At 63.2% G+C, this 12,540-nt stretch carries 11 protein-coding genes; 10 read left to right on the forward strand and 1 reads right to left on the reverse strand.

Going from position 1 to position 12,540, the window contains the following annotated elements; all coding sequences use genetic code 11:
* Positions 1-36: 36 nt before the first annotated feature.
* The 10 genes from GGR00_RS19890 to GGR00_RS19935 all read left to right on the forward strand — a co-directional run bounded on the left by GGR00_RS19890 (position 37) and on the right by GGR00_RS19935 (position 10,780).
* Positions 37-882 (forward strand): aspartate dehydrogenase, encoded by an 846-nt coding sequence (locus GGR00_RS19890; protein WP_343065598.1) that lies wholly within the window; start codon positions 37-39, stop codon positions 880-882.
* 399 nt (positions 883-1,281) lie between these two features.
* Complete coding sequence (locus GGR00_RS19895; protein WP_184700551.1) at positions 1,282-2,496, forward strand: M20/M25/M40 family metallo-hydrolase; 1,215 nt, start codon at positions 1,282-1,284, stop codon at positions 2,494-2,496.
* A 98-nt stretch (positions 2,497-2,594) separates the two neighbouring features.
* A complete protein-coding gene (locus GGR00_RS19900) occupies positions 2,595-4,166 on the forward strand; it encodes an ABC transporter substrate-binding protein (RefSeq protein ID WP_184700552.1) in 1,572 nt (523 codons plus the stop codon).
* Between the two features lie 97 nt (positions 4,167-4,263).
* The gene (locus GGR00_RS19905; protein WP_246441499.1) at positions 4,264-5,214 is read left to right on the forward strand and encodes an ABC transporter permease; all 951 of its coding nucleotides are present in this window, start codon (positions 4,264-4,266) and stop codon (positions 5,212-5,214) included.
* Positions 5,215-5,237: 23 nt separating this feature from the next.
* Complete coding sequence (locus GGR00_RS19910; protein WP_184700654.1) at positions 5,238-6,050, forward strand: ABC transporter permease; 813 nt, start codon at positions 5,238-5,240, stop codon at positions 6,048-6,050.
* Positions 6,051-6,055: 5 nt separating this feature from the next.
* Positions 6,056-7,684 (forward strand): dipeptide ABC transporter ATP-binding protein, encoded by a 1,629-nt coding sequence (locus GGR00_RS19915; protein ID WP_184700554.1) that lies wholly within the window; start codon positions 6,056-6,058, stop codon positions 7,682-7,684.
* A gap of 1 nt (position 7,685) precedes the next feature.
* The gene (locus tag GGR00_RS19920) at positions 7,686-7,973 is read left to right on the forward strand and encodes a UxaA family hydrolase (RefSeq protein WP_184700555.1); all 288 of its coding nucleotides are present in this window, start codon (positions 7,686-7,688) and stop codon (positions 7,971-7,973) included.
* 19 nt (positions 7,974-7,992) lie between these two features.
* Positions 7,993-9,201: a UxaA family hydrolase gene (locus GGR00_RS19925; protein WP_184700556.1), complete on the forward strand. Its 1,209-nt coding sequence runs from the start codon at positions 7,993-7,995 to the stop codon at positions 9,199-9,201.
* Positions 9,198-10,010, forward strand: coding sequence for a sugar phosphate isomerase/epimerase family protein (locus GGR00_RS19930; RefSeq protein ID WP_184700557.1), 813 nt, complete (start codon positions 9,198-9,200; stop codon positions 10,008-10,010). The genes GGR00_RS19925 and GGR00_RS19930 overlap by 4 nt, the downstream gene beginning before the upstream one ends.
* A 17-nt stretch (positions 10,011-10,027) precedes the next feature.
* The gene (locus tag GGR00_RS19935) at positions 10,028-10,780 is read left to right on the forward strand and encodes a fumarylacetoacetate hydrolase family protein (RefSeq protein WP_184700558.1); all 753 of its coding nucleotides are present in this window, start codon (positions 10,028-10,030) and stop codon (positions 10,778-10,780) included.
* Between the two features lie 35 nt (positions 10,781-10,815).
* Here the strand turns inward: GGR00_RS19935 and GGR00_RS19940 are convergent, their stop codons facing one another.
* On the reverse strand, positions 10,816-12,525 hold the full coding sequence (locus GGR00_RS19940; protein WP_184700559.1) for a PucR family transcriptional regulator: 1,710 nt from the start codon (positions 12,523-12,525) through the stop codon (positions 10,816-10,818).
* Positions 12,526-12,540: the final 15 nt, after the last annotated feature.

Raw genomic sequence — 12,540 nt, forward strand, 5'->3', positions numbered from 1 at the left:
GCTTCGTCCGGGTCTGCATCAGACCAGCGAGGCAACGTGCTCTCCCAGGCCGGTGCCCGGAAAAGCTCGAGGACTAAACGGCCCCTGCGCCTGTGTTTCGTTGGCTGGGGCGCCATCGCCAGCCGCGTCGGCGAACTGCTGGCCGACCGCCAGCCCGAGACGGTCGAAATCGTCGCTGTCGCCGTGCGTGATGCCGACCGCGAACGCGCCGGCCTGCCCGAGGGCATCCGCCTGATCTCCAGCCCGGAAGAATTTGCCGGCCTCGATCTGGATATGGTCATCGAAGCCGCTGGCCGTCCCGCAGTTGCCATTTGGGGCGAGGCGGCGTTGCGCCATGCAGGCAGCTTCGTGGTGTCGTCGACCAGCGCCTTCACCGACGAGGCCCTACTCGGCCTGCTACTCGCTGTGGCTGACGAAACAGGAAGCCGCATCCTCGTGCCTTCGGGCGCGCTCGGCGACCTCGGCGCGCTGGCCGCGGCCTCGGTGTTGCCGCTTGACGAGGTCAGTCACGCGATCGTCAAGCCACCGCGTGCCTGGTCGGGCACCAAGGCGGCCGATCTGGTCGACCTCGACAAGCTCACGCAACGGACAGAGTTCTTCTCGGGTTCGGCGCGCGAGGCAGCGGCAAGCTTCCCGCAAAATGCCAACGTTGCCGTCATCACGGCACTCTCAGGCATCGGCCTCGACCGCACCCGCGTGGTGCTGGTCGCGGACCCCGGCATCAGCCGCAACGTCCACGAAATCAGCGCCTTCGGAGCCTTCGGCAAGCTCGATCTCAGGTTCGAAAACGAGCAGCTGAAGACCAACCCTAAATCATCGGAGATGACCGCGCTGAGCCTTGTTCGCCTGGTGGAGAACAGCGTCGCTACATTGATACGCTGAGTGCATGTTGGGGCATGCATTGGATACTGCGCAGCTTCGCAGATGGTCCATCTCCAGCTCCAGCACCTGCCTTTGCCGACAAGCCGCCTGAGGGCGGCAATCCATGCTTCATAATTCGCGTGAGGCATCTTCAACGAAGCATATTTCGAGCCCCTCCTGGGTCAGGTGCTGGGCCTAGCGCTCCATGCGGACCAGGCCAAAGACTTTTTCGGCTGAACTTCCGCCGGGTTCTGTAGAGCGGAAGTTGAGTGCAGCTTCGGCTAATCAAACCATCGACCCGATTCCTTCTCCTCTTTCGATGTAAAATTCTACACTTTTCATCATCTTCAGTATGCAATCCCACAATGGACAGGCGACAGCGAGAGTGACTACGCTAATGTTATCAGCGAGGTAACCATCGTGCTTCAACCGCGTCCAGAACCTGCAAAACCAGACGGTTCGCTTTCGATCATCCGACCGGGCAGCCTGTCCGATGACGATTGCACGGCCTTGCTGCAATGGATGCTGCGGCACGATACGACGGCGCAGCAGGCGAGGGAGGCAGGGTTCGTTGACGAACTCTCCCGCTATCTGGCCGGACGAGGCATTGCTTCCAGGAAAGTCACAGGAGACGAGGGGCGCGCCAATCTGATTGCCAACCTCGACAGCGGACGCCCGGGCCCGCATCTGGTCTTTTGCGGGCATTGCGACACGGTGCCACTCGGCGACCGCGAATGGAAAAGCGCGCCATTCGGGGGGACGATCAAGGGCGGGCGAATCCACGGCCGCGGCAGTTCGGACATGAAGGGCGGGCTTGCCGCCCTCGTTGCCAGCTTGCTCGACATGCAGGCCAATGAGAATTGGTCCGGGCGGCTTTCGCTGGCGGTGACCTATGGCGAGGAAACCGGCTCGGAAGGCGCCAGGCTGATGGCCGCCGACGGCAGCCTCGGTCCGTTCGACGCCATGATCATCGCCGAACCGACCTCCAACCTGGCTGTGCGCAGCCACAAGGGCGCGCTGTGGCTGCTGTTTACCGCAACCGGGCGCACGGGCCACGGCTCCATGCCGCAGATGGGGCTCAACGCGCTGGAAATGGTCGTCCGCTTCCGGCAAAGGCTGCTCGAGCTTGATGCCCTTGCCGCATCCGACCCGCTTCTGGGCCGGCCGACCATCTGTCTCACCCGCCTGCAGGGTGGCACGCAGGTCAATGTCATCCCCGACCGGGCCATCGCCGAATTCGACATGCGCACCCTGCCGGGCCAGTGCCACGACGATATCCTCGAGGCGATCCGAGCCATCGCGCACGAGATCGAGGCCGAATATGAGGGCGGAAAGATCGTCGTCGAAACGATCAAATCCCTGCCGGCGCTCGCCACTCCAGCCGGCAGCGCGATCGTTCGAGCGGCGCTGGATGTCAGGCAGGACCTGCGCATGCCTGCCGCAGAAGCAGGTGGCGCCAGCTATTTCACCGACGGCTCGGTTCTGCAGTCCCTCGGCGCCGACATCCTGATACTGGGCCCCGGCGATCCCGGCGAGGCGCACCAGACCGATGAAAGCCTCGACCTCTCCGATTTCCTGGCCGCGCGCCAAATCTACACGGGCATCGCCCGCCGTTTCCTCAGCTCTCCCGAGTAACGCGGGAAGACATCCACGCCGGCACCGAAAGCCCGGACCGGCGCCTCATATCCAAATCCCCACCAAGAGGGATCAACCAACTTCCAGGAGGAGTTTCAATGTCACTCGACCGTCGTCAATTCCTGCAGATTTCCGCCGCCACCGTCAGCGCTGGCGTGCTCAGCGGCATTCCTCTCATGGCCCAGGCGCAGGCCAAGGGCGGTGTGCTGAACGTGGTGGTACAGCCGGAGCCGCCCGGCATCATGATCGGCATCTACCAGAACGTGCCCTCGCAGATGGTCGGCGGCAACATCTTCGAAGGCCTGCTGCGTTTCGACGCCGACCTGAAGCCGCATCCGCTGCTCGCCGAGAGCTGGGAAGAGGCCACCGACGGCATGTCCTATTCCTTCAAGCTGAAGGAAAAGGTGCTGTGGCATGACGGCAAGCCGTTCACGTCGGACGACGTGGTCTTCAGCATCGACAAGATGCTGCGCGAGACCCATCCCCGCGTCCGCAACTTCCTGACCGCCGTGGAGAGCATCACCGCTGACGGACCCTACAAGGTCGACTTCAAGATGAAGCGTCCCTTCGCGCCCTTCATCCAGTCTTTCGAGGTCGGTTCCATGCCGATGCTGCCCAAGCATCTCTACGAGGGCACCGACTACAACACCAACCCGGTGAACAATGCCCCGATCGGAACCGGCCCGCTGAAGTTCGACGAATGGCAGCGCGGTTCCTATCTGAAGCTGGTCGCCAACGAGAGTTACCACGAGGAGGGCGTCCCCTCCATCGACGCCGTCTATTTCCACGTCATCCCCGATGGCGCCAGCCGCGCGACCGCCTACGAGACCGGCAAGGTCGACGTGCTGCCGGGTGGCGCGGTCGAATATTTCGACGTCCAGCGTCTTGCCGAGCTGCCCAATTCCGAGATCACCACCAAGGGCTGGGAATTCCAGGGATCGCAGTGCTTCCTGTGGCTCAACAACGGTGCCAAATGGATCGGCGACAAGCGGATCCGGCAGGCTATCATGTACGCGCTCGATCGCGAGAACATGCGCGACATTGCCTTCTTCGGCTATGCCAAGGTGGCACCGAGCCCGTGGAACAGCTCCACCCGGTTCTATTCGGAGGACATCAAGCAGTACCCGCGCGATGTCGAAAAGGCCAAGGCGCTGCTTGCCGAGGCCGGATACGATGGAAGCCCAATTCGCCTGCTGCCTCTTCCCTATGGTGAAACCTGGCAGCGTCTCGCCGAAATCGCACGCGAGAACCTCATCGAGGCAGGCATCAAGGTGGAACTCACCGCCACCGACGTTGCCGGCTGGAACCAGCGCCTCGGCGAGAAGGACTACGACATCGCCTTCTCCTACATGTCGCAATATGGCGACCCGGCACTCGGCGTCGCCCGCCTCTACACGACGTCCAACATCATCGAGGGCTCGCCGTGGAACAACGTCTCCGCATTCTCCAATGCGGAGCTCGATGCGCTGTTCGATGCGGGCGCGGGCGAGATCGACCCTGAGAAGCGAGCCAAGATCTATCAGCAAGCCCAGGCCCTTATTGCCGAGGAAGTTCCGCTTGCCTGGATGTTCGAGATGATCTGGCCGACCATCCACCGTTCGAACATCAAGAACCTGATCTCGTCGGCGGTCGGCCTCAACGACAGCCTGGGACGCGCCCGGGTCGAATAGGACGCGTGCGGATAAACCAGCGAGCAGCCCGGACGTCCGGGCTGCTCGAGCATAAAGCCAACCAGAGGCGAAGAGTGTGAATCGTCTGAGATTTCTGTTGGGCCGCTTGGCCCAGGGCGTGGTCGCGCTCTTTGTCATAGCCACCTTGAACTTCCTGCTGATCCGCGCGGCGCCCGGCGATCCCGTCGCGGTGATGGCGGGCGAGGCAGGCGCGGTCGACAAGCGCTTCCTCGAGGCGCTGCGCATCCAGTACGGGCTCGACCAGCCGCTGTTCATGCAGTGGTGGACCTACATCTCGCGCATCGCCACCCTTGACCTCGGCTTTTCCTACCGCCAGCAGCAGACGGTCGCTCAACTCATCGCCGACCGGCTGCCCGCGACGCTGCTGCTGACGTTGTGCGCCTTCATCTTTTCGCTCGTGGTGGGGATCGGGCTCGGCGTCCTAGCCAGCCGGCGTCCTGGCGGCTGGATGGACAGGGTGATCGGCTTCGTCGCCCTGATCTTTTATGCCGCGCCGATGTACTGGCTGGCGTTGATGGCCGTTCTGGTTTTTTCCATCCAGCTCGGCTGGCTGCCCGCTTTCGGTTACAGTTCCGTTGGAGCCAATCTTACCGGCATGGCAGCGGTGCTGGACGTCGCGAAGCACCTGATCCTGCCGACGCTGGCACTCTCCTTCTTCTACATCGCCGTCTACACGCGCATGACCCGGGCCAACATGATGGCCATGGCCCAGATGGCCTTCGTCAAGACGGCCCGCGCCAAGGGCGCAGCCGAATCCCGCGTCCACTTTCGCCACGTGTTGCGCAACGCCCTTCTGCCGGTGGTGACACTTGCCGGATTGCAGGCCGGCAACATGGTCGGCGGCGCGATCATGACCGAAACCGTCTTCGCCTGGCCGGGCATAGGCCGGCTGATGTTCGATGCGCTGCTGCAGCGCGACTACAACCTGCTGCTGGGCGCCTTCCTCGTCGCTGCGGCGCTGGCCATCGTCTTCAACATCATCACGGACCTCATCTACACCGTGATCGATCCGAGGATTGCACTGTGATCGGGAATTCCGTCCTTCGCCGCATGTTCACCCGCACGGAAGTGTGGATCGGCCTGATCATCATCTTCGGCATCGTCGCCATATCGTTGCTGGCGCCGTGGCTGTTTCCGCGCGGACCCTGGGCAATGGGCGGACGCCCCTTCCTGCCACCGATGACCGACATGCGCTTTCCCCTCGGAACCGATACGACCGGCCGCGACATTCTCGCGGGCCTGGTGTGGGGCGGCCGGGTTTCGCTGCTGATCGGGCTGGTTTCGACGGTTGTTTCGGTCGTCATCGGTGTCGTCATAGGCGCAATCGCAGGCTATGGCGGCGGCCACGTCGACAGCGCGCTGATGCGCTTTACCGAGATATTCCAGGTGGTGCCCAGCTTCGCACTGGCACTGGTGCTGGTGGCCGTGCTGCAGCCCTCGGTAGGGTCCATCGTGATGGCGATCGGCGTCGTGTCTTGGCCGCCCGTGGCACGCCTCGTGCGGGCCGAATTCCTGTCGCTGCGCAGCCGCGATTTCGTGCTGGCGGCACGGCTCCAGGGCCAGAGCGCGTGGGCGATCATGTTCCGGCAGATACTGCCCAATGTCGCCTCTCCGATCATCGTCATGGGTTCGCTGATGGTGGCGACGGCCATCCTGCTGGAATCCAGCCTCAGCTTCCTCGGCCTTGGCGACCCCAACCAGATGAGCTGGGGTTTCATGATCGGGGCCTCGCGCACTGTCCTGCGCCAGGCATGGTGGATGGCGACCTTCCCAGGGCTGGCCATCGCCATAACCGTGCTGGCGCTGAACGTATTGGGCGAAGCGCTCAATGACGCGCTCAACATCCATTCCCGCAACAGGTGAATGCCATGTCGACCGACGCCACTCCATTGCTCGAGGTCAAGGGTCTCGGCATCTCGCTGCCCCCGGGCGCGGATCGTCCGTTCGCGGTTTCGAATGCCTCCTTCAGCCTGATGGCCGGCCGCACGGTCTGCATCGTGGGTGAATCCGGCTCGGGCAAATCCACCATCGCCGATGCCATCATGGGCCTGCTGCCGCGCCCGCATCTGGAAGCGAACGCCGGATCGATCCTGTTTGGCGGGCACGATCTTCTCAAGCTCGACAACGCGGGAATGCGCAGCCTGCGCGGGCGCGACATCGGCATGGTGTTCCAGGAACCGATGGCTGCGCTCAACCCTTTGATGAAGATCGGCGCGCAGCTTGAGGAAGTGCTGGAAATCCACCTCAGCATGCCAGCCGCCGAGCGCCGGCAACGCGCCCTGGCGGCGCTCGGCGATGTCGGGCTGCCGCGGGTGGAGGAACTCTATGAGAGCTACCCTTTCCGGCTCTCCGGCGGCCAGCGCCAGCGCGTCGTGATCGCCTGCGCGATGATGCTGGAGCCCCGCCTGCTCATCTGCGATGAGCCGACGACGGCGCTCGACGTAACCACGCAAGCGCAGATCCTCAAGCTGATCGCCTCGCTTCGCGAGCGCCGCGGCACCGGCGTGCTTTTCATCACCCACGATTTCGGTGTCGTGTCGGAGATCGCCGACGACGTCATCGTCATGCGCAATGGCTGCATCGAGGAACAGGGACCAGCAAAAGATGTGCTGAGCAACCCATCATCGGCTTATACGCGCCAGCTCATCGACTCCATTCCGACCGGGACGGCCGTGCCGCGCGCGACGGCAGCCACCACGCCATTGCTGGAGGTGAAGGACCTCAAGCGCACCTACCACCTGTCTTCGGGACTGTTCAGAGCGCCCAAGAAGCTCGAGGCGCTGAAAGGGGTCAGCTTCAAGCTGGAGCGCGGTTCGACGCTCGGCATCGTCGGCGAATCCGGCTCGGGGAAATCGACCCTAGGCAGATGCGTGGTCGGGCTCGAAACGCCCGACGGCGGAGAGCTGGTCCTTGCCGATGCAGAGCGTGGCACCCAGCGCGCGCTTTCCGGGCATCGCGGCGGACGCGTGCAAATGATCTTCCAGGACCCTTTCTCCTCCCTCAATCCAAAGATGAGCATCGGACAGTCGATCGCAGTCGGGCCGATGACCCAGGGCGCGCCGCGCGACGCCGCGTGGCGAAGGGCCCAGCAGCTGCTGGAACTGGTGGGCATCAAGCCCGACGCCGCCGTTCGCTACCCGCATGAATTTTCCGGCGGGCAACGCCAACGTGTCGGCATCGCGCGAGCACTTGCCATGGACCCGGTCCTGATCGTCGCCGACGAACCGGTGTCGGCCCTCGACGTCTCCGTTCAGGCTCAGGTGCTCAACCTGTTCGAGGACCTGCAGAAGAAGCTCGATTTCGCCATGCTCTTCATCACCCACGACCTGCGGGTCGCTGCACGGATGTGCGACCGGATCGCAGTGATGCAAAACGGCGAGATCGTCGAGACCGGAACTGGGGCCGAGGTGCTGTCCGCACCGCGTCACGATTACACGAAGCAGCTACTGGCGGCGATTCCCATGCTGTTCAACGAAGCGTCAACGGAGGCACCCTGACATGCCGGTTACGGCCATTCTCATCCGCGCACAGGACCATGTCGCAACGCTCACCGGATCCGTCGCGGCCGGCAACATCGTGCTGATCACCGGCCAGGGCGAAACGCGCGAGATTGCCGCGCTCGGCGACATGCCCGCCGGCCACAAGCTGGCCGTTCGGCCTGTCCGGCAATACGACCAGATTCTGAAATATGGCGAAGTCATTGGCGAGGCCACCCAAGACATTGCCGAGGGCGAGCATGTTCATATCCACAATTGCTGGGGCGTGAAGGCCCGGCGTCGTTCGTGAGGTTGGAAGGAGTTCGGCTATGAAGTTCCAGGGTTATCGCCGGCCTGACGGCCGGATCGGCATACGAAACCACGTTCTGGTGATCCCTACGGTGGCTTGCGTCAATCGCGTGGCGATGGACATTTCCAACCGCACCGGCGCCGCGACATTCATGCATCCCTATGGCTGTACGTTCGATGCCGAGGAGAACCGGACCACCGAGGAGGCCTTCATCGGCCACGGGCTGCATCCGAACGTGGGCGCCGTGCTGGTGGTGAGCCTCGGCTGCGAAACGGCATCCGGATCGAAAGTGTTCGATGCGATCAAGGCCTCGGGGCGCCCGGTCGAGCGGCTCGTCGTCCAGAAGTCCGGCGGCTCGCGCACAACGTCCGAAACGGGCGTCGAGATCGTTGAACGCATGAAGGGCGAGCTGGCGTCGCAACCGACGGAAGAGGGCGATCTTTCCGAGCTCATCATCGCTCTCGAATGCGGCTCGTCCGACGCCTTTTCGGGGCTCACCGCCAACCCTGCCGTTGGCGAAGCAGCCGACATCATCGTCGACGCCGGGGGAACCGTGATCCTGTCGGAACTCACCGAAATGGTCGGGGCCGAAAGCGTTCTCTATCGCCGGGGCAAAACGCCTGAAGTGCGTGACGAGCTGCTCCGCCGCATCAAGGCCTACGAAATCGAACTGTCGATGACCACCGAGGACGACAGCGGCGTGTTCATTTCGCCCGGGAACATCGAGGGTGGCCTGACCACGATCGAGGAAAAGTCGCTCGGCTGCATCTACAAGGCCGGCACGCGTCCGATCACCGAGGTTGTCGATTATGGCCAGGCGCCCCGCGAGAAGGGCGTGATCATCATGGACACGCCCGGCTACGACATATCGTCGGTCACCGGCAAGATCATCGGCGGCGCGCACATGGTGCTGTTCACCACCGGCAAGGGCACGCCCTCCGGCTCGGCCATCGCACCGGTGCTGAAGGTCAGCTCCAACAACCGTGTCTTCCGCGAAATGCCGGACGACATCGACATCAGCGCCGGCGACATACTGGAAGGCACGAAATCGCTGCGCCAGGTCGGGGAGGAACTTGTCGACCTGGTGATGCGCACCGCGCACGGCGAGAAGGGCAAAGCCGAATACTTCCAGATCCAGGAGTTCGCCATCCCGAATGTCAGCGTGCTGCGCAAGGAAGTCATCCATGCCGAGATGATCAAGCGCAACGACCTGGGCTTCATGCAATGAAGCTGGCCTACATGTATGCCACGCCGGAAGTGGCGCCTGCACATGTCACCGCAATCCAGGGCGACGCCTCCGCCACTTTCGCCAGGATCAGGGAACTGGGCTATGAAGGCGTCGAGCTTCTCGTCCGCGATCCGCGCGCCATCGACCATGGATTGATCGAGCGACAGCTCGCCGAGGCAGGTCTCGCCATGCCGGCCATCTGCACCGGTGAAGTCTACGGCGAGGACAAGCTCTCCCTTGCCGACCCCGATCCGGCACGCCGGGCCGAGACGCTCGAGCGAATGATCGCCGCCATGGACCTCGCGGCACGCTTCGGCGCCATGGTCAATGTCGGGCGCATGCGCGGCCGCTATCTCGATGGGATTGCACGCAGCCAGACCGAGGCTTGGATCGTCGAGGGCATGCACGCCGCCGCTGACGCGCGCCCAGATACCCGCATCGTGCTCGAGCCCGTCAACCATCAGTATGCAAACTTTTTGATGGGCACGGCCGAAGCGGTGCGCTTCGTACGAGGCCTTGAGCGGGCGAACATCGGGCTGATGCTCGATCTGGCCCACATCACCATTGAAGGCGAGGTCCACCGCGAGAGCCTAGCCGAAGCCGGCGACCTCTTCTGGCACTACCATGTCTGCGACAGCGACCGCCGGGCTGTCGGCCTTGGCGAATGGGATATTGCGGCCGCGCTGAACGATCTCGACACGATCGGCTACGACGGCTGGATAACTGCCGAGCATTTCCAGGTTCCCGATGCCGGAACGGCGATGGCGCAGTCCATCCGCTGGCTCAATGAACATTACGACAAATACTGACCCACACGGACATAGTCATGAAAATCGTACGCTTTGCCCATAACAGCGCCGAGCATTGGGGCCTTGTCGAAGACGACAAGGTGCGAGCGCTGCCCGACGGTCCCTTCGGCGAGATCACGCCGGCGCCGGATGCCCTGCCGCTAGATGCGGTAAAGCTGCTTGCCCCGGTGAAGCCGGGCAAGCTTGTCTGCGTCGGGCTCAACTACGTCCTGCACGCCCGTGAATCCGGCCTGCCGCTTCCCGACGAACCGATGCTGTTCATGTGCTCGCCGCAGGCCATCATCGGCCCCGGCGAGGCAATCGTTCTCAACAGCCACGAACAGCGCGTCGAATTCGAGGCCGAACTTGCCATCGTCATCAAGAAGCGCGCACGCAACGTTCCCGCAGCAGAGGCGGCCTCGGTCGTCCTGGGCTACACCTGCGCCAACGACGTTTCGAACCGCGATCTCCAGCTCAAGGACAAGCAATTCACGCGGGCCAAGTCGTTCGACACCTACAAGCCCGTGGGACCCTGGATCGAAACGGAGCTGACCCCGGATGTCCTGAGCATCCGCCTGCTCCAGAACGGAGTGATCCGTCAGGATTCCACCACTGCAGACATGATCTTCCCGACGTCCTTCATCATCGAGTTCGTCAGCTCGATCATGACGCTGGAGGCAGGTGACGTCATCATCACCGGCACGCCGTCCGGCGTCGGCCCGATGAAGTCCGGCGACCGCATCGAAGTCGAAATCGCAGGAATCGGAAAGCTGGAAAATACGGTCCAATGAGCGTCGCGCAGAGGGCTGGCTGGCACGTATCCGCGTCAGCTCTCTGCGTTCGTCAGCAGCGGAAGCAGTTGCAGGGCCGCGTAGAGGCGAAGCCGCGTGTCGGTCCTGAAATCGGTCAGGTTGAGAACCGCGCGGCACCGCTCGAGTCGCTGGCGCACCGTGTTGACGTGGAGCCCCAGAAGCTCCGCGGTTCGGGGCATGCTTTCATCCTCGCGCAGCCATACCTTCAACGTTTCCATCAGTGTCGTTCCCTGCTCGCCCATGGCCAGCAGCGGTTCGAGCAGCCGCAGGAAGCCCGGGCGGCTTTCCTCGATGACGGCGGGATGCGCAAGCAGCCGCAGCAACAGCATGTCCTCGTGCCGGCTGATGCGATTGAAGCCGTTCAGCCTGACTCCGAAGGTCATCGCCTGGTTGGCTTCGTGCCGCAATGTGGCCGCGTCGGACAGGGCGGCCGGTCCGGACTGGCCAAGGCCATAGAGAAAGCCGGGTGCGTGTTCGAGTTGCCGCTCGAAGACCTGATGCAATTCGCGCAGCACGGCTTCGCTGGAACGGGGATCGAGCCCCGGGGCTGGCACGGCAATGACGTACTCGCCGCCACTCTCCTCCTCACGCAACAGGGCCTTGTGGCGTCGCGAAAATTGGCGCAGGCGCAGCGTGAGCAGCGCGCCATCGAGCGTATCGGCATCAAAGATGCGGACGACCACCGCATGCCATCCATGTGCCGGAGGCAGCGCCTTGGCAATCAGGACATTCCTGGCTTCGCGCGAAAGCATCGGATCAAGGAGATCACCGAGCAATTTCGCATTGCTCGCCAGACTTGCGCGCATGCCGGCGTTGGCGTCGACCAGCGTTTGCAGGAGGTGTACGGAGAGGCGCAAGCACTCGAGGTCGGGCTCGGACGCGCTCTGTTCGCGCTCGACGACAGCCACCATGCCGCCGCCATTCGCCCCCATGCCCGAACGCGCGACGGCAACTTTCGTGCCGCCGACCGTCATGCGCAGGGGCATGTCGTCCGGTTGGGCACCCGTCGCCGCACCTTCGATGAGTGCTTCCGCCAGCGTTTCGGCCTCCGCCGCCGTAACCCCCCGGCTTTCAAGCTGAAAGCCCGCTTCAGTTTCAAGGGCAAGCACCACCGGCAGATTGACGAAGCCGGCCACCAGTTCGAACAGCTCGCGCAACGAACCGATTCCCGTCCGATGCTGGGAAAAGGCACGGTAGATGGCGCTGAGATAGGCCGCTTCCTTGCCCTGCTGCTGTCCGCCATGGGAAAAGACCCTGCCGATCAGGTCGCTCCACGCCAGCGGCCCCGGCAAGGAAATGATCGGAAATCCAAGCTCTTCTGCGCGCCTGCAGGCATTGTCGGGAAGCTCGCGCAGATACCTTGTCAGCTTGACGCCGAGACCCGCCGCATTGCGTGCCGCAAGTTGCTCGATCAGGGACACCAGCGCATCCGGGCTTTGCTGTACAGGATAGGTGCTGGTGACGACGAATTCATGCGGCTTCACCCAGTTCACTGCGTCAGGCGCATCGATGACGGTGACCGACCGGATGTCGACGGACAGGGAGCCGGAGCCAGCGATCACCGTGTGACCGGACAGGATGTCCCAATCCAGGATTTCAAGCAGACTCAGCATCGGGACTCGGGAAGGAGGGCTTCGGGCATGTGTTCCATGGTGCAACGTTGTCCTTTCAAGAGCTCCATAAGTCCATCGCAAACAAGGGAAAGAATTCGATGCGTGCAACATGGCGATGGTTCGGTC

This window comes from Aminobacter aganoensis, from assembly GCF_014206975.1.
Taxonomy (GTDB): domain Bacteria; phylum Pseudomonadota; class Alphaproteobacteria; order Rhizobiales; family Rhizobiaceae; genus Aminobacter; species Aminobacter aganoensis.

What these genes read in the sequence shown, in the direction of transcription:
- GGR00_RS19930 (WP_184700557.1), top strand. Translation starts at nt 9,198, where the DNA reads ATGAAGCTGGCCTACATGTATGCCACGCCGGAAGTGGCGCCTGCACAT.
- GGR00_RS19915 (WP_184700554.1), top strand. Translation starts at nt 6,056, where the DNA reads ATGTCGACCGACGCCACTCCATTGCTCGAGGTCAAGGGTCTCGGCATC.
- GGR00_RS19935 (WP_184700558.1), top strand. Translation starts at nt 10,028, where the DNA reads ATGAAAATCGTACGCTTTGCCCATAACAGCGCCGAGCATTGGGGCCTT.
- GGR00_RS19925 (WP_184700556.1), top strand. Translation starts at nt 7,993, where the DNA reads ATGAAGTTCCAGGGTTATCGCCGGCCTGACGGCCGGATCGGCATACGA.
- GGR00_RS19900 (WP_184700552.1), top strand. Translation starts at nt 2,595, where the DNA reads ATGTCACTCGACCGTCGTCAATTCCTGCAGATTTCCGCCGCCACCGTC.
- GGR00_RS19940 (WP_184700559.1), bottom strand. Translation starts at nt 12,525, where the DNA reads ATGTTGCACGCATCGAATTCTTTCCCTTGTTTGCGATGGACTTATGGA.
- GGR00_RS19920 (WP_184700555.1), top strand. Translation starts at nt 7,686, where the DNA reads ATGCCGGTTACGGCCATTCTCATCCGCGCACAGGACCATGTCGCAACG.
- GGR00_RS19910 (WP_184700654.1), top strand. Translation starts at nt 5,238, where the DNA reads ATGTTCACCCGCACGGAAGTGTGGATCGGCCTGATCATCATCTTCGGC.